This is a genomic window from Paraburkholderia sp. J67, assembly GCF_905220265.1.
Classification (GTDB): domain Bacteria; phylum Pseudomonadota; class Gammaproteobacteria; order Burkholderiales; family Burkholderiaceae; genus Paraburkholderia.
The window spans coordinates 1-20,480 of the sequence record NZ_CAJMZK010000016.1; the positions used below are offsets into that span (position 1 = coordinate 1).

Annotated in this window: 20 protein-coding genes; 10 read left to right on the plus strand and 10 right to left on the minus strand. The window is 64.8% G+C overall.

Annotated elements, in window-relative coordinates; translation table 11 throughout:
- A partial coding sequence (locus U5782_RS25110) for an electron transfer flavoprotein subunit alpha/FixB family protein (protein ID WP_322046597.1) occupies nucleotides 1-202 on the plus strand: 202 nt, incomplete at its 5' end.
- A 205-nt stretch (nucleotides 203-407) separates the two neighbouring features.
- Nucleotides 408-2,558: a VTT domain-containing protein gene (locus tag U5782_RS25115; protein WP_322046598.1), complete on the plus strand. Its 2,151-nt coding sequence runs from the start codon at nucleotides 408-410 to the stop codon at nucleotides 2,556-2,558.
- A 22-nt stretch (nucleotides 2,559-2,580) separates the two neighbouring features.
- Here U5782_RS25115 and U5782_RS25120 read toward each other — a convergent pair whose 3' ends face one another.
- A complete protein-coding gene (locus tag U5782_RS25120; RefSeq protein ID WP_322046599.1) occupies nucleotides 2,581-2,856 on the minus strand; it encodes a hypothetical protein in 276 nt (91 codons plus the stop codon).
- A 277-nt stretch (nucleotides 2,857-3,133) separates the two neighbouring features.
- Here U5782_RS25120 and U5782_RS25125 point away from each other — a divergent pair, with 277 nt between their 5' ends.
- Both U5782_RS25125 and U5782_RS25130 read left to right on the plus strand, forming a co-directional pair.
- The gene (locus U5782_RS25125) at nucleotides 3,134-4,210 is read left to right on the plus strand and encodes a Dyp-type peroxidase (protein WP_322046600.1); all 1,077 of its coding nucleotides are present in this window, start codon (nucleotides 3,134-3,136) and stop codon (nucleotides 4,208-4,210) included.
- A complete protein-coding gene (locus U5782_RS25130) occupies nucleotides 4,203-5,015 on the plus strand; it encodes a family 1 encapsulin nanocompartment shell protein (protein WP_322046601.1) in 813 nt (270 codons plus the stop codon). Before U5782_RS25125 ends, U5782_RS25130 begins: the two co-directional genes overlap by 8 nt.
- A gap of 87 nt (nucleotides 5,016-5,102) precedes the next feature.
- Here the strand turns inward: U5782_RS25130 and U5782_RS25135 are convergent, their stop codons facing one another.
- Nucleotides 5,103-7,352 (minus strand): TonB-dependent siderophore receptor, encoded by a 2,250-nt coding sequence (locus tag U5782_RS25135; RefSeq protein WP_322046602.1) that lies wholly within the window; start codon nucleotides 7,350-7,352, stop codon nucleotides 5,103-5,105.
- A gap of 320 nt (nucleotides 7,353-7,672) precedes the next feature.
- Here U5782_RS25135 and U5782_RS25140 point away from each other — a divergent pair, with 320 nt between their 5' ends.
- Nucleotides 7,673-7,993, plus strand: coding sequence for a pyrimidine/purine nucleoside phosphorylase (locus tag U5782_RS25140; RefSeq protein ID WP_322046603.1), 321 nt, complete (start codon nucleotides 7,673-7,675; stop codon nucleotides 7,991-7,993).
- Between the two features lie 150 nt (nucleotides 7,994-8,143).
- On the plus strand, nucleotides 8,144-9,571 hold the full coding sequence (locus tag U5782_RS25145; protein WP_415914405.1) for a chloride channel protein: 1,428 nt from the start codon (nucleotides 8,144-8,146) through the stop codon (nucleotides 9,569-9,571).
- A gap of 20 nt (nucleotides 9,572-9,591) precedes the next feature.
- On the opposite strand, the gene U5782_RS25150 is transcribed toward U5782_RS25145, so the two are convergent.
- The 4 genes from U5782_RS25150 to U5782_RS25165 all read right to left on the minus strand — a co-directional run bounded on the left by U5782_RS25150 (nucleotide 9,592) and on the right by U5782_RS25165 (nucleotide 14,522).
- Nucleotides 9,592-10,740: an enoyl-CoA hydratase/isomerase family protein gene (locus U5782_RS25150; protein ID WP_322046604.1), complete on the minus strand. Its 1,149-nt coding sequence runs from the start codon at nucleotides 10,738-10,740 to the stop codon at nucleotides 9,592-9,594.
- Between the two features lie 3 nt (nucleotides 10,741-10,743).
- Nucleotides 10,744-11,529: an enoyl-CoA hydratase gene (locus U5782_RS25155; RefSeq protein ID WP_322046605.1), complete on the minus strand. Its 786-nt coding sequence runs from the start codon at nucleotides 11,527-11,529 to the stop codon at nucleotides 10,744-10,746.
- 19 nt (nucleotides 11,530-11,548) lie between these two features.
- On the minus strand, nucleotides 11,549-13,252 hold the full coding sequence (locus U5782_RS25160; RefSeq protein WP_322046606.1) for an AMP-binding protein: 1,704 nt from the start codon (nucleotides 13,250-13,252) through the stop codon (nucleotides 11,549-11,551).
- 136 nt (nucleotides 13,253-13,388) lie between these two features.
- The gene (locus tag U5782_RS25165) at nucleotides 13,389-14,522 is read right to left on the minus strand and encodes an acyl-CoA dehydrogenase family protein (RefSeq protein ID WP_322046607.1); all 1,134 of its coding nucleotides are present in this window, start codon (nucleotides 14,520-14,522) and stop codon (nucleotides 13,389-13,391) included.
- A gap of 290 nt (nucleotides 14,523-14,812) precedes the next feature.
- On the opposite strand from U5782_RS25165, the gene U5782_RS25170 reads away from it, so the two are divergent.
- Both U5782_RS25170 and U5782_RS25175 read left to right on the plus strand, forming a co-directional pair.
- Entirely contained in the window at nucleotides 14,813-15,805 is a 993-nt protein-coding gene (locus U5782_RS25170) for an AraC family transcriptional regulator (RefSeq protein WP_322046751.1), read from the plus strand.
- A 134-nt stretch (nucleotides 15,806-15,939) separates the two neighbouring features.
- A complete protein-coding gene (locus tag U5782_RS25175; RefSeq protein WP_322046608.1) occupies nucleotides 15,940-16,203 on the plus strand; it encodes a DUF4148 domain-containing protein in 264 nt (87 codons plus the stop codon).
- Nucleotides 16,204-16,345: 142 nt separating this feature from the next.
- On the opposite strand, the gene U5782_RS25180 is transcribed toward U5782_RS25175, so the two are convergent.
- Both U5782_RS25180 and U5782_RS25185 read right to left on the minus strand, forming a co-directional pair.
- Nucleotides 16,346-16,657 carry a HigA family addiction module antitoxin gene (locus U5782_RS25180; RefSeq protein WP_322046609.1) on the minus strand — a complete coding sequence of 104 codons (312 nt, stop codon included), beginning with the start codon at nucleotides 16,655-16,657 and terminating at the stop codon, nucleotides 16,346-16,348.
- Nucleotides 16,658-16,702: 45 nt separating this feature from the next.
- A complete protein-coding gene (locus U5782_RS25185) occupies nucleotides 16,703-16,981 on the minus strand; it encodes a type II toxin-antitoxin system RelE/ParE family toxin (RefSeq protein WP_322046610.1) in 279 nt (92 codons plus the stop codon).
- 354 nt (nucleotides 16,982-17,335) lie between these two features.
- Here U5782_RS25185 and U5782_RS25190 point away from each other — a divergent pair, with 354 nt between their 5' ends.
- Entirely contained in the window at nucleotides 17,336-18,637 is a 1,302-nt protein-coding gene (locus U5782_RS25190; RefSeq protein ID WP_322046611.1) for an NCS2 family permease, read from the plus strand.
- Nucleotides 18,638-18,823: 186 nt separating this feature from the next.
- A complete protein-coding gene (locus U5782_RS25195) occupies nucleotides 18,824-19,357 on the plus strand; it encodes a cytochrome b (RefSeq protein ID WP_322046612.1) in 534 nt (177 codons plus the stop codon).
- A gap of 112 nt (nucleotides 19,358-19,469) precedes the next feature.
- On the opposite strand, the gene U5782_RS25200 is transcribed toward U5782_RS25195, so the two are convergent.
- Nucleotides 19,470-19,763 (minus strand): DUF1488 domain-containing protein, encoded by a 294-nt coding sequence (locus U5782_RS25200; protein ID WP_322046613.1) that lies wholly within the window; start codon nucleotides 19,761-19,763, stop codon nucleotides 19,470-19,472.
- A 330-nt stretch (nucleotides 19,764-20,093) separates the two neighbouring features.
- Nucleotides 20,094-20,384 (minus strand): DUF2964 family protein, encoded by a 291-nt coding sequence (locus U5782_RS25205; protein ID WP_415914406.1) that lies wholly within the window; start codon nucleotides 20,382-20,384, stop codon nucleotides 20,094-20,096.
- Nucleotides 20,385-20,480: the final 96 nt, after the last annotated feature.

Genomic DNA, 20,480 nt, shown 5'->3' on the forward strand with positions numbered 1-20,480 from the left:
AACCGGCAAGATCGTCGCGCCGCAGCTGTATATCGCGGTGGGCATCTCGGGTGCGATCCAGCATCTCGCTGGCATGAAGGACTCGAAGGTCATCGTCGCGATCAACAAGGACGAGGAAGCGCCGATCTTTGGCGTCGCCGATTACGGCCTCGTCGGCGATCTGTTTACCGTTGCGCCGGAGATGGTCGCCGCGCTCGGCTAAACCACGCAGCAAGGCGCAAGCCGCCTGCTCTATCCGCCCCGCCGCGCCGGCTGAACGCCCGCGCCGCGGGGCGTTTTTGATGGGTTCTGACACCGCACCGCACGCACATCGCCGCACCCGGTTATATTGCGCGTGGTACGTCGCGCAGCCTCGAGCGCGCCGCGCCTCATTCAATCGACACCACGCCGCACGAACCGCCCTCGCGATGGAGCACGCCTACGTCCAGTTGCTGCACCTGCTCGCCGATTACCCCGGCTGGACGCTCGCGTTCGTGGTGGTCGCCGCGTTCCTCGAATCGCTCGCGCTGATCGGCACGTTCTTCCCCGGCAGCACCGCCATGTTCATCGCGGGCGCCTTCGCGGGCACGGGCACGCTCAATCTGGGCTGGCTGTTCGTCTGCGCCATCGCGGGCGCGGTCGCCGGCGATGCATTGAGCTTCTGGATCGGCCATCGTTACCGCGACTCCATCGCACGCGTCTGGCCGTTCAGCAAACACCCCGCCATCCTCGAAAAAGCCCAGGCGTATTTCAAAAGCCACGGCACGCGCAGCGTGATCCTCGCGCGCTTCGTCGCGCCGCTGCGCGCCGTGGTGCCGCTCGTCGCAGGCATGGCGGGCATGGCGCCGTGGCGCTTCTTCGTGATGAACGTGATCTCCGCGCTGGTCTGGGCCCCGGCGCATATCCTGCCGGGCGTGGTGTTCGGCGCGTCGTTGCAACTGGCGGGCGCGGTGTCGTTCCGGCTCGTGGTCGCCATCGCCATCATCGTGCTGGTGTTCTGGCTCGTCTGGCGCTTCACGCACGTGCTGCTGGTCCATCTGGACAACTGGGCTGGCGACTCGCGGCGTGGCCTCGCGCGCTGGGCCGCGCAGCACGAAGGCCGGGCGGCGCGGCGTCTGGTGCGCCTGCTCGATCCGCAGCAGCCCGCGCTGGGCGCGGTGCTCGCGATCACGGCGCTGGTGCCGATGTGCGCGGCCGTATTCTCGTATGTGCTCGGCAATCTGCTGCGCGGCGATCCGCTCGTGCAGATCGACCAGTCGGTGCGCCAGTTCCTCCAGTCGATCCACACGACCTGGGCCGATACGGTGCTCGCGCACGTCGAAACCCTCGGCAGCAACTACACGCTGGCCGCGCTGGTGCTCACCATGACGGCGTGGATGGCGTTCGAGCGGCGCTGGCGCACCATCACTTACTGGATGCTCGCGGCGGCGCTCTCGCAGGTGCTCATTCTGGCGCTGCGCGTGGCGATCCACCACGGTTCGCCCGCTGCGGCGCACGTGGGCGCGTATGTGTTCCCGAGCGACCGCGTGGCGTCGATGGTGATCGTCTACGGCTTCGCAATGTTCCTGCTGGTGCGCCGCGTGACGATGATCGAGGCGGCCATCGTAGCGACGGTCGGCAATGGCATCGTCGTGGCGGTCACGTTTGCGGGGCTGTATTTCGATCGTTTCCTGTTCTCGGACGCCATCGGCGGCGCAGCCTTCGCGTCGATCTGGGTGGCGGCGGTCGTGCTGCTCTCGCTGTGGCGCTATCCCGCGCGGCCTTTGCAGCGCAACGTCATGCCCGCGATCGTGTTCGCCGTGCTGGCGCTCGCATTCGTGTTGCAGCGCGGCAGCGCCGAGCGCGAAGCGCAATACGAATCGCGCGCGACCGAAGCGCCCACGGTCGTCGCGCAGATGACGTGGACCGACACGCTCTGGCGCAACTTCGCCTGCTACCGCGTGGACATGAAGGGCGAACGGCGCGAGCCGATGACGCTGCAGTGGGCCGCCAGCGCCAACGACCTGAGCGCCGCGCTGCACGCTGCCGGCTGGACCGAGGGTGAGCAATTCTCGGCGAAAAGCGTGCTCTCGCTGATCGCGCCCAACGTGGACGCGCTCGCGCTGCCGCTCCTGCCCAAGCTGAACAACGGACTGCCCTCCCCGCTGGTGTTCGCGCGCGCGCATATCCCCGACGATCCCGAGCGGCCCGGCAGCCGCCGCGACGTGCTGCGCTTCTGGCCGACCGGCTACGCACTGCCCGCGCGCGCCGACTCCACGGCGGGGCAAGACGCGCGCAACGACTTGCAGGCGGATGCGCTCACGCCCGAGAACAAGGCGACCAGCGCCACCGCACCGAAAGGCCCGGAACTCACGCCGATCTGGGTAGGCTCGCTCGTGCACGAACGCCTGCGGCGCGCGTCCTGGCCGTTCAATGTACTCACCACCTACGTCGATCGCGACCGCAGAACGCCGCTCCTGCTCGACGAAAAAAACGGTGCCAAGGACGGCGAACCCGCGGGCTGGCGTGTCATCACGATGCCGGGCAGCGAAGGCTGCGAAGGCCGGCCCGTGTCGCTGGTGGTTTCCGGCGGCCGCTGAACGCCGCCGCAGGCAACCCGCGTCAGCCTTCCGGCCCGTCGCCCCAGCTTCCCGTCGTATGAAAGCGGTCGATGCGCTTGCGGGCGTCGGTATAGGCCGCGTCGAGCGCCGCATCGGGGCCGACATAGTTACGCATCAGATCGTGAAAGCGCACGCTGCGCCCTTCCAGATGGGCATCCGCGCCGTGGCGGCAGATATAGCCGCTGTAGTGAAACAACGGCTCAGGCGAGCGCGGCCCGAACGCCGCAATCGGCAACACCCAGATTTCGAAGCCCTCGTGCTCGGTGTGATCCCACATGGTGCGTCTCCTCTCTCGTCAGCACTCAACGCCGGTTTCGTATAAAGCTGCTTCCAGGGTAACGACTACAGCAACTATCCTCGCACGCCGTGACACTCGCCTGCAAACCGCTCGCTTTTACAAGTTTGGCTACACTATGCGGGCACACGGCCAGCCAAGGCCGCGCCTGCGGCACCCCGGCGAGATTTTTCAAAGCGAAAGTTTCGCGCCGCACGCGCCGGGCGACGTGCAACGCGCCAGCAACCCGCACACGACTATTCGAGCGATACCCCACATCATGACGCCGGCCTCATCTACGCAGGAACCGCAGTCCGTCTCCAGCGCCGTCACGCGCAGCGCCTTTTTCATCGTCGCAACCGTCAACGAAGATGCCACCAGCCGCGCCACCGTGCGCGCCTGGTGCGCCGACGTCGCCAATCTCGTGCGCGCAGTCGGCAAGCGCGTGCCAGGCGGCAATCTCTCGTGCGTGGTGGGCTTTTCGTCCGACGCATGGGACAAGCTGTTCGGCGAGCCGCGCCCCGCGGCGCTGCACCCGTTCCGCGAATTCGGCGCGGGCGAGCGCAAGGCCATCGCCACGCCCGGCGATCTGATCCTGCACATTCGCGCCGATCAGACCGACCTCTGTTTCGAACTGGCCACGCAGTTGATGAACCGCCTCGAAGGCGCGGTCAAGACCGTGGACGAAGTGCACGGTTTCCGCAACTTCGACATGCGCGCGATGATCGGCTTCGTGGACGGTACGGAAAATCCCGAAGGCAGCGAAGCCGTCCATTTCACGGTGATCCAGGACGAAGACCCCGAATTCGTGGGCGGCAGCTACGTGCTGGTGCAGAAGTACCTGCACGACATGAAGGGCTGGAACGCGCTGCCCGTGGAAGCCCAGGAACACATCATCGGCCGCACCAAGCTGCAGGACATCGAACTCGACGAAAGCGTGAAGCCGAGCTGGTCGCACAGCTCGCTCACCACGCTCGAAGACGCCGATGGCGACGAGATCAAGATCCTGCGCGACAACATGCCGTTCGGCCGCCCAGGCCAGGGCGAATTCGGCACCTACTTCATCGGCTACGCACGCACGCCGCAGCCCATCGAGCAGATGCTGGAGAACATGTTCGTCGGCCTGCCGCCGGGCAACTACGACCGCCTGCTCGACTTCAGCCGCGCCGTCACCGGCGGCCTGTTCTTCGTGCCGTCGCAGCCGCTGCTCGAAGCGCTCGCGCAACGCGTGCCGGGCGCCGCCACCACGGTCACCGTGGACAGCCACGACCAACCAGAATCCGAGCCCGCCGCCGCGCTCGCCACGGACGGCTCGCTCGCCATCGGATCACTCAAAGGAGCACCCCGGTATGAATAATCTCCATCGCGAACTCGCGCCCATTTCCACGGCGGCGTGGTCGCAGATCGAAGAGGAAGTCGCGCGCACTTTCAAGCGCTCGCTCGCGGGCCGTCGTGTCGTGGACGTGAAGGGCCCCGGCGGCGCGGATCTCGCCGGCATCGGCACTGGTCATCAGAACGGTATCGAAGCGCCGCTCGATGGTATTCGCGCGCGTCAGCGCCAGGTGAAGGCGCTAGTCGAATTGCGTGTGCCGTTCGAACTGTCGCGCGAGGGTATCGACGACGTGGAGCGCGGCGCGGAAGATTCCGACTGGCAGCCCGCCAAGGACGCCGCGACGCGTCTCGCCTTTGCCGAAGACCGCGCTATCTTCGACGGCTACAAGGCCGCGCAGATCACCGGCATCCGCGAAGGCACGTCGAACCCCGTTCTTCCGCTGCCCGCCGATATCGCCGATTACCCCACGGTAATCGCCAAGGCGCTCGAGCAACTGCGCCTGCAAGGCGTGGACGGTCCCTATGCGGTGCTGCTCGGCTCGGACGCTTATACGGCGGTGAGCGAAGCAAGCGATCAGGGCTACCCGATCCTCGAGCACATTCGCCGCCTCGTGAATGGCGAGATCATCTGGGCTCCGGCCATCGAAGGCGGCGCGATCGTCAGCACGCGCGGCGGCGATTTTGCGTTCCACCTCGGCCAGGATGTGTCGATCGGTTATTCCTCGCATGACGATAAGAGCGTGAAGCTCTATCTTCAGGAGAGCTTCACGTTTATGTTGTTGACCGCCGAGGCTTCGGTTGCGGTGACGGGCGAGGTTGCGGGCGAATAAACGCGCATCGACTCCGATCGCAAGTAAAAAGGGGCGTCCGACTCATCATCGGGCGCCCCTTGTGCGTTTACCGCAATTCCTGCTCGATCACTGATAGAAGTTCAACGTCACCACCGCCGAGCGACCCGGCGCCCACGTTGCGTAGATCGGATACGCGCTCTGGTAGTACTCCTTGTCGAAGATATTGTTCACGTTGAGCTGCAAATCAACCTTCTTCGAAACACGCCACGTAGCCGACGCATCGAAGCGCGCATACCCCGGCGTCCACTTGCGCGTGGTCGACGACACCGACGCATAAGTCAGGCTCGACACCGTCGCGCCCGCACCCAACGTGAGCTTGGGCAACACGTCATAGCTCGTCCACAGCGTGAAATTGTGCTTGGGCACCATCACCATCGGCAGGCCCGAGTTCTGCGGCGTGGTCGGACCCGCGTTGGTGGTAATCGCATCCAGATACGAATAGCCGCCGAACACCGCCCACTTGTTCGTCACGTTGCCCGCGAAGCCAAACTCGAAGCCGCGCACGCGCTGCGAACCCGCATTGATCATGCCGCCCAGGCCATCGCTCACACGCGCATTGGTCTTGTCGGTCTGGAACAGCGCCGTGGTGAGCGAAAGACGCTGGTCGAGCACGTCCCACTTCGCGCCCACCTCGATATTGCGCGAACGCTCCGGCGCGAGATCCTGGTTGGTTGCCGTGATCTGATCAGTGCCGCCGCCGAGGCCCGAGTTCGAACCCGGCGGATTCGACGAAGTTCCGTACGACGCGTACAGGCTCACCGTGCGGATCGGCTTGAATACAAGGCCGAACTGATAGCTGAAGAGGTTCGAAGTGTTGCTCAGATCGGCGACGCCGGCCTGCTCGGCGTTCACGTCATAGCGATCGAAGCGCATGCCCGCATTGAAGATCCAGCGCTCGGAGAGTTGCACGCTATCGAACAGGTACGCCGAGGCGATATTCGTGCGCGTATGCGTAGCCGCTCCCGGGAAGCTCTTGTCGCCGTTGAGCAGGATGCTGCCGGTCCACGGGTTATTCGGGTTCCAGCCGTTGACGGTGGTGCAGTTGTACGCGATCGAGCAAGGACCACCCGAGCGGATGTTGTTGCCCGCCGAATCCGTCACGAGATAGCCCTCGTAAAGATCCTGCTCGTGGCTGAACTCCACGCCTGCGGTCAAAGTGTGGCGCATGCCGTAGAGGTCGAACTTGCCATTCGCCTCGGTCTGGTTCGAGACGCTGTTGGTCGCGTACTTACCGCTCTTCGCCTGCAGGCTGAGGATGTTCGAGGTCGCGCTCGTGAGCTGCGGATTGGTCGCGATGTAGTCGAGCGTCGAGCGGCCGAACATCGTCGTGTTCTTGATCTTCCACGCGTCGTTGATGCGGTGCTCGACCTTCACTTCGCCGGTGTCGTTCTGGCCGCGGCGATAGTCGCGCGAATTCAGGCCGTAAAACTGGCTGCGATTGGACGAGATCGGCGTGCCGCCCGTCGAGCGGAACGGCACGCTGAAGTCGGGCATGTCGTAGCTGTTCAGGTGGTAGTAACTGAGCGTCACCGTGGTCGGCGAGTTCAGACCGAACGCGATCGACGGCGCCACGCCCCAGCGCTTGCTGTAGACGTTGGTGCGGCCCGCCACATCGGAATCGTGGCCCATCGCGTTCAGGCGGAATGCGGTGGTGTCGTTGAGCTTCTGGTTCCAGTCGATGGTCGCGCGGCGATAGCTGTCCGTGCCCAGGCCGACGCTGCCGTTGATGAAGTTATCGGCGGTGGGCGTCTTGGTGGTGATGTCAATGCTGCCGCCCACCGAGCCGCGCCCGGCGTACACCGAGTCCGGGCCCTTCACGACGCTGATGTTCTCCACGTCGAAGGTCTCGCGGTTCTGCACGCCCGAGTCGCGCATGCCGTCCACGAAGATCGAGTTGCGCGATTCGAAGCCGCGAATCACGGGACGATCCGCCGACGGGTTGGCCGCCGCATCGCCGCCGAGGAAAGTGATGCCGGGCACGGTGCGCAGCGCGTCCTCGAAGGTCGAGACGTTCTTCTCCTTGAGCACTTCCTGCGGGATCACGGTGACCGAGCGCGGCGTGTCGATCAGCGGCGAGGTGAACTTGTACGAGGACAGCGACTTCGTCTGCATGTCGGACGGCGCCGAGGAACTCACCTTCACGGCGGGCAACGTGGCATCGGCAGCGCCTTGCGACGCGGCGCTCGACGAGGCCGGCACAGCGGGAATAGCGGGCGCAGCTTGCGCGTGGGCCGCTGGAAAGGCGAAGAAACCGGAGCAATACAGGGCGGCTACGGACGCGACTGTGCGCATCCGCGTCGGGATGATGACGGACATGGTTGGGCGGCTTGATCGAAGGCGGACGCCTACACGCAGCTGTAAAACGGGCATCACACACCCGCCGCCGCGCCAGGGGAATCCATTGTTTTATCGTTTTTGCGAATGCGAATGTTTCTCATTCGCTTCAGCAATTGTAATTAATCGTCATATTTGTGTAAACACTGAATTTGCAATACGTAGGCTTTCGCTGACAGAATTCGGGGCTACGAAGCGGCGGTATCGGTGTTCCGGCGATATTGAGCGCTACGCCGCGCGAGCGCGGGCCGGTATGATGCTGGGCTCGCATTCATTCATGAACGACCCAGAGGAAGACAGCCATGACGGCCGCAACGCAATTCGACCAGGTTTCCGTGATCAAACGCGCCAACGTCTATTTCGACGGCAAGTGCGTGTCGCACACTGTGCTGTTCGCGGACGGCAGCCGCAAGACGCTGGGCGTGATCCTGCCGTGCCAGCTGAACTTCGGCACCGACGCGCCCGAACTGATGGAAGTGCAGGCGGGCAAGTGCCGCATCCGCCTCGACGGTAGCGACGAATGGCAAAGCTACGGCGCAGGCGAATCGTTCTCGGTGCCGGGCAAGAGCCGCTTCGACATCGAAGTGACCGAGACGCTCGACTACGTCTGCACGTACCTCTAAGCATTCGCTGACTCAAGCACGAACGTGCTGACGCGCCCGCCGTGCCCTGCGCACGGCGGGCGTTTTCTTTGGCGCTGCGCCAACCCTCGGCAACCTGGCCGCGACGCAGCGCGAACGCGTCTGAAAGGCGTCGTCGCTACAATAAACGCCTTGTTTCCCGCCTCTCCCATCGTTCCCGCCGTGCTGCCCATCGACCCTACTCCGCGCCCTCGCGCCCGTCCCGATTCCGAACGCCCGCCCGCGCGCAGTCCGCTCGTCACGCTTGCTGTGGTGACCGTGCTAACGGGCATTGGCGCGGGGCTGGGCGGCATGCTGCTCGCTCTTCTGCTGCATGCAATCCAGCATGTCGCCTATGGCTACAGCCAGGCGCATCTGATCAGCAGCGAGAGCTTTCTGCAGGGCGTGACCGGCACCGCGCCGCTGCGGCGCGTGGCCGTGCTGGTTGTGTGCGGGCTGATCGGCGGCGGCGGCTGGTGGGCGCTCTATCGCTACGGGCGGCCGCTCGTGAGCATCAACGCGGCGCTCAAACCCGGCGGGCCGCGCATGCCGATCGTCTCCACCACGGTGCATGCGTTGCTACAGATCGTGACCGTGGCGATGGGCTCGCCGCTCGGGCGCGAAGTCGCGCCGCGCGAGATCGGCGCCGTGGTCGCCAGCTGGCTGTCGCGACGCACCGGCCTGACCGCCGCCGAACGCCGCGTGATGGTCGCGTGCGGCGCGGGCGCGGGGCTTGCCGCCGTGTACAACGTGCCGCTGGGCGGCACCGTATTCGTGCTCGAAGTGCTGCTTGGCACCTTCGGCTGGTCGGCGGTAGTGCCGGCGCTCACGACGTCGGCGATTGGCGCCGTCATCGCGTGGATCGGTCTGGGCGACGAGCAGCAGTATCACGTGCCCGCCTACACGATCAATGCACAACTCGTGGTGTGTTCGGTGCTGTGCGGGCCGCTGTTCGGCGCGGCGGCGCACTTTTTCACACGCGTGACGAGCCGCGCGCGCGATGCATCGCCCAAGGACTGGCGACTGCCGCTCTACTCGCTTGTGAATTTTGCGGCCATCGGCGTGCTGGCCATGTGGTTTCCGCAGTTGCTCGGCAACGGCAAGGGACCGGCGGGATTGAGCTTCGACGACAACCTCGGCATCGGCCTCGCGGCCACGCTGCTCGTGCTCAAGGTGCTGATCACGACGACGACGCTGCGCGCGGGCGCCAAGGGCGGCTTGCTCACACCGGGGCTTGCGAATGGCGCATTGCTCTCGATCGTGATCGCGGGCCTGGTCAATCATGTGTGGCCGGGGCTCGCGGCGGGCGCGTTCGCGATCGTGGGGGCGGCGGCTTTTCTGGCCGCCTCGATGCAGATGCCGCTGACCGCCACGGTGCTGATGCTGGAGTTCACGCACGTGAACCACGACATCGCCATTCCTATGCTGCTGGCCGTGGCCGGTTCGGTGTCGACGCTGCGACTGCTCGCGCGTGCGCAGCGGCCCGCGCGCTCGGCGGCGGGCGGGCTGTCGGAGGAAGAACGTGCACGCCGCCTTGCGGCCCTGCGAGACCCAACGGCGGCACGCGAGGCGTCGGACTGACGCCTCAGGCCTTCAGACCGTCAAGCGCCGAGATCGGCAAGTGGGTGCGCCTGAGCACGCCACGGCGAACACAGGAAATGCTTGACGCGTTCCTCGCGCAGCTCGGCGAGCGACGCGGGCGCCCAACGCGGCTTGCGGTCCTTGTCGATCAGGTGCGCACGCACGCCTTCGCAGAAATCGCCCTCTTCGATTGCGCGCGCAACGATCCCGAGTTCCATGCGGAAACTCTCCGCGAGCGTCATCTGGCGGCCGCGCAGCAGGGCTTCCCGCGTGACTTCCAGCATCGTCGGCGAATAGTGCGTAAGCGCCTCGAGCGTCGCTTCGAGCCAGGCGCGCGCGGCGTCAGACGGATCGCGCTCAAGGTCTGCGCGCAGCGTATCGACGATCTCGCTCACCTGCATGCGGCGTTCGAAATGCCTCGCGATCAACGCATCGTGCGTTTCCAGCATGCCCGCAGTCGCTTCATGGCAAGGCGCATCGAACACGCGGCGCAGCGTACCCAGGACATTGCCATCGAAATGCGCCTGCGCGAGCCGCGTTTCGTAGCCATCGAGCCACTCGGCGGGCACGCATAGATCGGCCAGATTGCAGTGCAGCGCGTCCGCACCGCTGAGCATCGCGCCCGTGAGGCCCACGTAAAGCTCAGTGTGGACCGGCATCTTTGCCAGAAAATGCGTCGCGCCCACATCGGGCAGCAAGCCGATGCGCGTTTCCGGCATCGCGATCTTCGTGCGCGAGGTCGCCACACGCAGCGCCGCCGCCTGACCGAGCCCCATGCCGCCGCCCATCGTCACGCCATCGAGCAACGCCACGATCGGCTTCTCGAAGGTGTGCAACGCATAGTCGAGCCGGTATTCGTCGACGAAGAACTGCTGCCAGCCGTTATCGCCCAGGCGCTCGCCCACACGCGCGAGACGGTCGATGGCGCGCACGTCGCCGCCCGCGCAAAAGCCCTTCGGCCCCGCGCCTTCGAGCACGAGCGCGACGATTGCGTCGTCGCGGCGCACGCGTTCGAGCAAGGTGGCGATCTCGCGCACCATCGCGTGCGACAGCGCGTTGAGCGCGGCGGGACGGTTCAGCGTGATGATCCCGACGCGGTTGACCACGCGAAACAGCACATCCTGATCGGCTTGCGCTACAGGTTGCAGCGCAGCGGGTGTTGCATTCATTACTTAGCTCTCCGTTTCAATATGCCAGCGCGGTTTACGTTTTTCCAGAAACGCATTGACGCCTTCGCGCTGGTTAGGCGAATCGAACAGATCGACGAAGCGCTCGCGCTCCAGCGCCAGCGCCGCGCCGCGCGGCACGCCATTGCGCGCCTGATGGATCAGTGTCTTGCTCGATGTCACGGCCTGCGGGCTGAGCGTGGCCACGCGCGCGGCCATGACGAGCGCCGCTTCGCGCGCGCCGCCCTGCGGCACCATTTCCTCGACGAGACCAATGCGCAGCGCCGTGGCGGCATCCACGCGCTCGCCGGTGAGGATGATGCGCTTGGCCCAGCCTTCGCCAACGAGCCACGGCAAGGTCTGCGTGCCGCAGCCGCACGGCAGCAGGCCCACGGCGGGTTCGGGCAAGGCCATTTGCGCCTGTTCTTCCGCGATGCGGATATCGCAGGCGAGCGCGCATTCGAGGCCGCCGCCCATCGCATAGCCGTTGATCGCCGCGATCACCACTGGACGCGCGTTCTGCACGGCTTCGAACGCCGCGCCAAAGGCGCTGGCCGCCGTACGCGCCACTGCGCGGTCGCCTTCGGCGAAGGCGTTGAGGTCCGCCCCCGCGCTGAAAAACTTCGGTCCGCTGCCGGTGATGACGATGGCGCGCACCTGCGCTTCGCGGTCGAAGGCTTCGATCACCTGTTGGAGCTGGCGCAGGCCATCGACGGTAAATGCATTCGCGGACGGACGTGCAAGCGTGATGAGCGCCACTGCGCCTTCATGCATGTACTCGAATTCGATCATTCCGGACTCCATGAGAATATCAGCGCAGTTCCGGGAAATCTTCTTCCCAGTATTCGTCGGGCTGGCGCGCGGGTTCGGCCGTGCGCTCCATCTCGCGGCGGCGCAGTTCCACGCGGCGGATCTTGCCCGAGATCGTCTTGGGGAGATCGCTGAATTGCAGGCGGCGAATGCGCTTGTACGGCGCGAGCTTTTCGCGCGAGAAGCGGAACACTTCACGCGCAAGATCGGGCCCGGCCTCAAAGCCCTGGCGCACGATTACGAAGGCCTTGGGCACCGAGAGGCGCAACTCGTCAGGGCTCGGCACGACGGCGGCCTCGGCGATGGCCTCATGCTCGATCAGCACGCTTTCCAGTTCGAACGGGCTCAGGCGATAGTCGGACGACTTGAAGACGTCGTCGGCGCGGCCCACGTAGACGAAGTAGCCGTCGTCGCGACGCAGCGCCACATCGGAGGTGTGGTAGTAGCCGTTGCGCGTGGCGTATTCGCTGGCCTTCGCGTTGTTCGCGTAGCCCGTCATCAGACCGAGCGGGCGCTGCGCGAGCGGCAAGGCGATTTCGCCTTCACTCACGGGCTGATCGTCGGGATCGACGAGTTCGACGCGATAGCCCGGCAATGCCCGGCCCATCGACCCAGCCACCACGGGTTGCCCCGGCGAGTTGCCAATCTGGCAGGTGGTTTCGGTCTGACCATAACCATCGCGTATCGTGATGTCCCACGCGTGGCGCACGCGCTCGATAATCTCGGGATTGAGCGGCTCGCCCGCGCCGACGATCTCGCGCAGTTTCACCGCGTGACTCGCAAGCGGCTCCTGTACGAGCATGCGCCAAACCGTGGGCGGCGCGCACAGCGTGGTCACGCCGCATTGCACGAGCGCGGCGAGCGTGTCCTTCGGCACGAAACGCGCATAGTTGTAGACGAACACGCAGGCCTGCGCGTTCCACGGCGCGAAAAAGCAGCTCCACGCATGCTTGGCCCAGCCCGGCGAGCTGATGTTCCAGTGGATATCGCCAGGCATGAGGCCGATCCAGTACATCGTCGAGAGATGGCCGACCGGGTAGCTTTGATGCGTATGCTCGACCAGCTTGGGCTTCGACGTCGTGCCGGAGGTGAAGTACAGCAGCAGCGTGTCGGTCGCGCGCGTGGGGCCATCGGGCTCGAACGTGGCGCTGGCTTCATAGGCGCGCGACAGATCGATCCAGCCTTCGCGCGATGCGCCCACGGCGATACGCGTCACGTCTGCATCGAGCGCGTCGAACTTCGACAGTTCCGCCGCATCGACGACGACAAACCGCGCGCCGCCCGCTTCCACGCGCTCGCGCACGTCATCGGGCGAGAGTTGGGTGGTGGCGGGCAGCACCACCGCGCCCAGCTTCATCGCCGCCAGCATCACGTCCCAGAGTTCGACGCGGTTCGGCAGCATCAGCAGCAGACGGTCGCCGCGCCCCACGCCCTGCTCGCGCAGGAAGTTCGCCATGCGAGACGAACGTTCGGACATCTGAGCATACGAATACTTCGTGCCGCCGTGCGCGAGATCGTCGACGATCCAGAGCGCCGGCTGATCGTTGCCGCGTGCGATCACGTCGAAATAGTCGAGCGCCCAGTTGAACGTATCGAGCTGCGGCCACGCGAATTCGGCATAAGCGCGTTCGTAGTCGGTACGGTGGCGCTGCAGCAGATCGCGTGCGTCGATGAAGGCCTGCGCAGAAGCGGTAAACGTTGTCATTGCCGATGTCTCCTGTCGATCGGAGTTAGCGCTTCAGCGCTGACTCCGATCCCATGCAGTGCACGTGGGCCGCGCCAGGCGCGGCCCACGTGCGGAGCTGATATACGGCGCGATTGCGCCTTCGTTTTTATTCACTTCAAAGCTGCCGCGCAATCACCATCCGCTGCACTTCGCTCGTGCCTTCGTAAATCTGCGTAATACGCGCGTCGCGGTAATGCCGCTCGACCGGATAGTCGTTGAGGAAACCGTAGCCGCCGTGAATCTGGATGGCGTGCGAGCACACTTCCTCGGCCATTTCCGAGGCATAGAGCTTGGCCTGCGACGCCTCAGAAAGACAGGGCTTGCCGAGCGAGCGCAAGCGCGCCGCGTGATGCACCAGATGGCGCGCGGCATTGATGCACGTGTGCATATCCGCCAGCATGTTCGCCACGCTCTGATGGCCGATGATCGCCTCGCCGAATTGCACGCGCTCATGCGCATAGGTACGCGCCGCATCGAAAGCCGCGCGCGCGATACCCAGCGCCTGCGCGGCGATGCCGATGCGCCCGCCCTCCAGATTCGAGAGCGCGATCTTGAGGCCTTCGCCGCGCTGGCCGAGCAGATTCGCCTCGGGAATCGCGCAATCGACCAGCGAGATAGGACAGGTGTCCGAGGCGCGAATCCCCATCTTCTTTTCGGGCGGCCCGACGTTGAAGCCCGGCGTGTCGGTCGGCACCACGAAGGCCGAGAGGCCGCGCTTGCCTGCATCGGCATCGGTCACGGCGAACACGATCGCGAGACTCGCGCGCGAGCCGTTGGTCACGAACTGCTTGTTGCCGTTGAGCACCCACTTGCCGTCGCGCAGTTCGGCGCGGGTGCGCAGATTGTTGGCCTCGGAGCCCGCCTGCGGTTCAGTCAGGCAGAACGCGCCGATCATCTCGCCGCTCGCGAGCTTCGCGAGCCAGCGGTCCTTCTGCGCATCGGTGCCGTACTGGAGAATCGGGCCGCAGCCCACCGAGTTATGCACGCTCACGAGCGTCGCGCACGAGGCGCAGCCCGCGGCGATCTCTTCCATCGCGAGCGCATAGGCCACGTAATCGGTATAGGAGCCGCCCTGCTCCTGCGGCACGATCATGCCGAGAAAACCCAATTCGCCCAGCTGCGCGACGACCTCGTCGGGCAGTTTGCCCTCGCGGTCCCATTGCGCCGCGTTGGGCGCGAGGCGCTCAGTCGCGAAGTCGCGCGCGGCGTCGCGGATCATGCGCTGATCGTCGGTGTAGAACTCGTCCATCTCTGTCTCCCTCCTGACTGCCCTGGCTGTCGGCTTGCTGTCTGACTGCGCGCTCGCGGCGCTGCGACGTTCGAAGCGCGACCCGACTTCCACTGTCGCGCGGCGCGGCCGTCACCGCAAGGCTCATGAAAAGCGCCTGAAAAGTGTAGGCATGAGCGCGCCTGCATTCGATGCCCGCCACGCTCAAAAGCGCTGAGCGGATTTACCATAGTGGCTTCGACAAGCGCTACAGAGGCCGATCCGTGCAGCCAGGGAAAACCAGCAAGGTGAGCGAAAAAGGCACGATTGCCATGAGTCTCGTGCACGAGACGATTGCGCTCGCGCATGCGCGGGGCCTCGACGTCACGCCGATCGTGGAGGCTGCGGGCATCGCCCTCGACGCCCAGGCGCGCGTGAGCGCCGCGCAATACGGCGCGCTCTGGGCGGGCATCGCCCGCGCGCTCGACGACGAGTTCTTCGGCCAGGACTCGCACGCAATGAAGAGCGGCAGCTTCGTCGCCATGACGCACGCGGCGCTTGGCGCACGCACGGGCCGCCAGGCCTTGCAGCGCGCGGTGCACTTCATGCGGCTCGTGCTCGACGACATGGCGGGCGAGATCGACATCGACGCCACGCGCGTGCGCGTTGCGCTGCATCATCGCGCAGGCAAGCCAACGCCGACGATGTTCGCCTACGCAACCTGGTTCATCCTCGTCTACGGGCTGCTGAGCTGGCTCGTGGGGCGTCGCATTCCGGTGATCGGGGCGCGCTTTCGCTGCGCCGCGCCGGCCGCTGCGCAGGACTACCACTTGATGATTTGCGACGATCTCGCCTTCGCTCAGGACGATTCGTGGTTCGACCTCGCGCCTGCGTTTCTGGATCTGCCCGTGATTCAGACGGCTAGCTCGGCGCGTACTTTTCTGCGTAACGCGCCGGGGAATTTCGTCGTGAAGTATCGCAACCCCGGCTCGTTCGCGGCGCGCGTGCGGCGCGTGTTGCGCCCACTGCCCGCGCACGCGTGGCCAGACGCCGATGCCCTCGCGCAGAGCCTGAACGTCGCGCCCGCGACGCTGCGCCGGCGCCTGCATCAGGAGGGCCATAGCTGTCAGTCGATCAAGGACGAACTGCGTCGCGATCTGGCCGTGGCGGCCCTACAGGACACGCAGCGTTCGGTTGCCGATGTGGCGGCGGCCGTCGGGTTCGCGGAGCCTAGCGCGTTCCATCGCGCGTTCCGTAAGTGGACGGGACTGCGGCCAACCGAGTATCGCCAGATGCGCGAGCGGGCGGCGGCGAAGGTGCGCTGAATCGGCATTGACGCACCCGTAAGCGCGGCGCGGCGACGAAAACGCCTCATGCGTAATAAATCAAACCTTACCTTTTAGTTATCGAGATAGCGTCTATACTTTTAAGGGTTATCCCTAATACGAAAGGTCATGTCATGACTTCCCTTTCACGTATCGCGCTTGGCCTGTTCGCAGCGACTTGCTGCGTGGCATCGGTCTCGGCAGTGGCGCAGCCGTACGATCCCTCGGCCCCGATGACGCGCGCCCAGGTACGCGCCGATCTCGCCGAATGGCGCGCGGCGGGCTACGATCCGCTCGACTGGATCGACTACCCCGAAAACGCCCAGCGCGCCGGCGCGATCGTCGCAGCGCGACGCGCGGCCCACGCCGCGGGCGGCATGCCGCAGCCGATGCAGTAGCCGGGGCGCGCTCTCGCGCGCCATCTCCGCAGGAAGCGGAGGCAACGGTCTGCGCACTAAACCAGACCGCTTGCCCCGCTTTGCGACTTTTTCACTTGCTGATTAGATAGGCCCCTGGCGTGTCGCAAGGGCACTTGCTACGTCAAGCCGCCGCCACTTCTGCGGGCGCGCGCTTTACCTTCTTCGGGCCGTGCTGTCGCGCTTGCCACAGGTCGTAATCCATCTGCATGCCCAGCCAAAGGTCGGCACGACCTCCGCGTTCTACACCCAGCCACTGCTCGATGCGTAGCGCCATCTCAGGCGAGATACTCGCCCGTTCGTTGAGAATACGGGACAACTGGACGCGCGAAACACCCAGTTGCTCCGCCGCTTCCGTCACCGTCAGGTTCAGGGCGGGGAGTACATCTTCCCGAAGAATCGCCGCGGGATGCGGCGGATTGAACATCCTGGACATAGCTTTCGTCATTAGGAAGAAGCCTGCGAAACACAGTGGGACCCCTCAATGGTAGTCCCGATAATCGACGAGGATTGCGTCTTCGCCCTCAAACGCGAACGTCAACCGCCAGTTGCCGCTCACTTGCACCGACCAGATGCCGGCCTCATCCCCCTTCAACGGATGCAGACTCCATCCTGGTTGCCCCATATCGCCCGGATTCGTCGCCCGGTTCAGCGCCGTCAACTGTCGCTCCAATCGCCCCTTGTGGGCACTTTGAATACCCGATGTCGATCCTGTTTCGAAGAACCGCTCGATTCCTTTGTGGCGAAAGCTCTTGATCATAGAGAGTGCTCATATTTACGCCCCCAACCCGAACGTAAGTTAAACCTCGAAGCGAAATGTATCATGTAACGATACACGTTACATGCAAAAATCCGCGGAGCCATCGCTCACTAATTTGATCCAAAACCAAGTTTGCTAAAGCCTCTGTGGATAGCCCACCTTACTTTTCTTACATCATCTACTGTTGCGGCCCTTCCACGCGCTCACCCCGGCATTTCTGCGCTTGCCGGACAATTGTTTACAATCCCGCCCGTAGCGGCGTGAACCGGCATCCGCGACGCCTTCCGTCGCCCGCCCTCCGACGCCGATATCAACAACAAATCAACCCGCTCGACTCTCAAGGGCCCGATCTTCATGGACGCCATCAAACGCTATTTCGGCTTCGAGGAAGCAGGTACCAACCTGCGCACCGAAGTCCTCGCCGGTTTCACGACCTTCCTGACGATGGCCTACATCATCTTCGTGAATCCGTCGATTCTCGGCGATGCCGGCATGCCGAAGGAATCCGTCTTCGTCGCCACCTGTCTCGTCGCCGCACTGGCCTCGATCATCATGGGCCTCTACGCGAACTACCCGATCGCGCTCGCGCCCGGCATGGGCCTGAACGCGTACTTCGCGTACGCCGTGGTCAAGGGCATGGGCTTCACGTGGCAGGCAGCGCTTGGCGCGGTCTTCATCTCGGGCTGCCTGTTCTTCGTCGTCACGCTGCTGCGCGTGCGCGAGGCCATCATCAACGGCATTCCGCATTCGTTGCGGGTGGCGATCACGTCAGGTATCGGCCTGTTCCTCGCGATCATCTCGCTCAAGACCTCGGGCGTGATCGTCGGTAGCCCGGCCACGCTCGTCGAACTCGGCAATCTGCACGATCCGCACACGATCCTCGCGATCATCGGCTTCTTCGCGATCGTCACGCTCGACGTGCTGAAGGTGCGCGGCGCGATCCTGATCGGCATCGTGGCCGTCACCGTCCTGTCGTTCTTCTTCGGCGGCAACCAGTTCCACGGCATCTTCGCCGCCCCGCCGTCGATCGCGCCGACCTTCGGCCAACTCGACATCAAGGGCGCGCTCTCGGGCGGCATTCTGAACGTCGTGCTGGTGTTCTTCCTCGTCGAACTGTTCGACGCGACGGGCACGCTGATGGGCGTCGCGAACCGTGCGGGCCTGCTCGTGCACGGCAAGATGCACCGCCTGAACCGCGCCCTGCTGGCCGACAGCACCGCGATTCTCGCGGGCTCGGTGCTCGGCACCTCGTCGACCACGGCGTATATCGAAAGCGCCTCGGGCGTGCAGGCGGGCGGCCGCACCGGCATGACCGCGCTGACGGTTGCCGTGCTGTTCCTCGCGTGCCTGTTCATCGCGCCGCTCGCGGGCGTGGTGCCCGCCTACGCGACCGCGCCGGCGCTGCTGTACGTCTCGTGCCTGATGCTGCGCGAACTCGCCGATCTGCCCTGGGACGACGCCACCGAAGTCGTGCCCGCCGCGCTCACCGCGCTGGCGATGCCCTTCACGTACTCGATCGCCAACGGCGTGGCGTTCGGCTTCATCTCGTACGCAGGCCTGAAGCTGCTGACGGGCCGCGTGCGCCAGGTGCGCCTGATCGTCTGGATCATCGCGGCCGTGTTCCTGTTCCGCTACTTCTATCTGGGCGGCGGCTAAGCCTCGCGCAACGAATTGCGATCCGATGCAAAAGCGAACGGGCGACCTGCGGGTCGCCCGTTTTTTTTACTGAATCGTGGGTGCTGCGCGAGCGAGGTCAAGATTCCGCTCACGCGCACGCACAATGTCGCACGCGCTCCCTATCATACGAACACGCACAACAATTCCGAGCCAAGGAGCCGCCCAGTGGCCACATTCCCCGCCGCTTCAGAACGCTATTCGAAGCCTGCCATCTTTTTTCACTGGGCGATCTTTCTGCTCGTTGCGCTCGCGTATCTGGCGATCGAAGTACGCGGGCCGAAAGGAACCGACAGCCGCGCGTTCTGGAGCAACGTGCACTTCTGGGCCGGAACGCTGGTGCTCGCGCTGGCTGTGTTGCGTTTGATCTGGCGTCTCTGGCAAGGCGCGCCGCATGAGATCGATTCGAATCGCGTGCTCACCTTCCTCTCGCGGCTCGTCCATCTCGCGCTCTATGTGTTTATTTTCGTGCAGCCGCTGCTCGGCATCCTGATGATCAATACGGGCGGGCATCCCGTCACGCTCGCGGGACTCGATCTGCAAATCGTGATCGCGGACGCCGACCCGCTCGCGCGCAAGGTCCTCAAGGACGTGCACGAATTGATCGGCAATGCGTTCTATTGGGTGATCGGCATTCATGCGCTCGCGGCCATCGCACACCATCTGATCTTCCGCGACAACACGCTGCGGCGCATGATCTGAGTCTGGATCGCGCGCGAATCACATGCCGCGCATCCAATGAAACCGCCCCGCAGCGCATTGCGCGTTGCGGGGAATCGCAGGTCAATTCACGCGAAGAAAGCGACAGACAGGCTCAGGACGCCACGCCGTGCGCCTGCACGAAGCGCACATAGCCGCTGCGCAGCGTGAGGCACTGCGCGCGCGTCTCGAATAGCAGGCGGCGCGCAACCGCCTCGATGCGCTCGCGATGATGATCGAAGGCGTCGAGCATGTCTTCGGCGCGCGGCGACGCCGCACCGAAATGGTCCTCTAGCGCAGCCGCTGTGATCGTACACTCCACCCTCTCTCCATCGATCATCGCCGGGAACGCCAAGGTCAGTTCGCGCCCTGAGTATTCAGGGACTTCGTTCGGAAACAGGATCTGCATGGGAGTGGCCTTTGGGTAGAGGGGTGAACGGGCCGCGCCTTTCGATGCACCTCCTTCGGCATGCGCGCGGTTCAAAACACCGACCGCCGCACGTCTCGCTTCGCGAATACGTTGCAGCGGTCGATTGGATTCACTTTAGGACACTTCGCGCGGCTGGCAAGGGCGAGTTTGTCACACGGGCGAAATGATCTTCGCGTCCCTCTTTTTCAGCGTCTGTTGAAGCAGCCGTTGCGCGCACACGCGCAGTCGAGGCGGCTGCATGGGTGTCATCGCCTGCAAAAGCATGACGCAGTGCAGCGACGATCGAACGCGCCGCTGACGCAAGTGGACTCAGGATTCGCGATGCTGGTGATGTTCGATTTCGACGTCCTTAGGATGGACAGTCAGCATCAAGACGAATGACGCGATACCGCCCGCCACGATCGCAAGGCCATAGTCCACATAGTTCTGCTCATCGAAGAGCAAGCCGTGGATCGCTAGCGCGAGACCCGCCAGCGCGGCAAAGACGGCGATCGCCGCCACGAGGATCCTCAATTCGCCATGAACCATGATGCACTCCACCAGGGAGCCGCGACGGCCCTGAAAACCCCGTGCTGCCTGCGCCGCCGCCAGCGCGCACATGCCGTGCGCGCCTGACTCCATCCTGGCACTCGCGCCTGGAAAGGCAAGGCGTACTTGTTCGATGCGAGGCCCACGCTTGCCACGTACTTGCCCCGC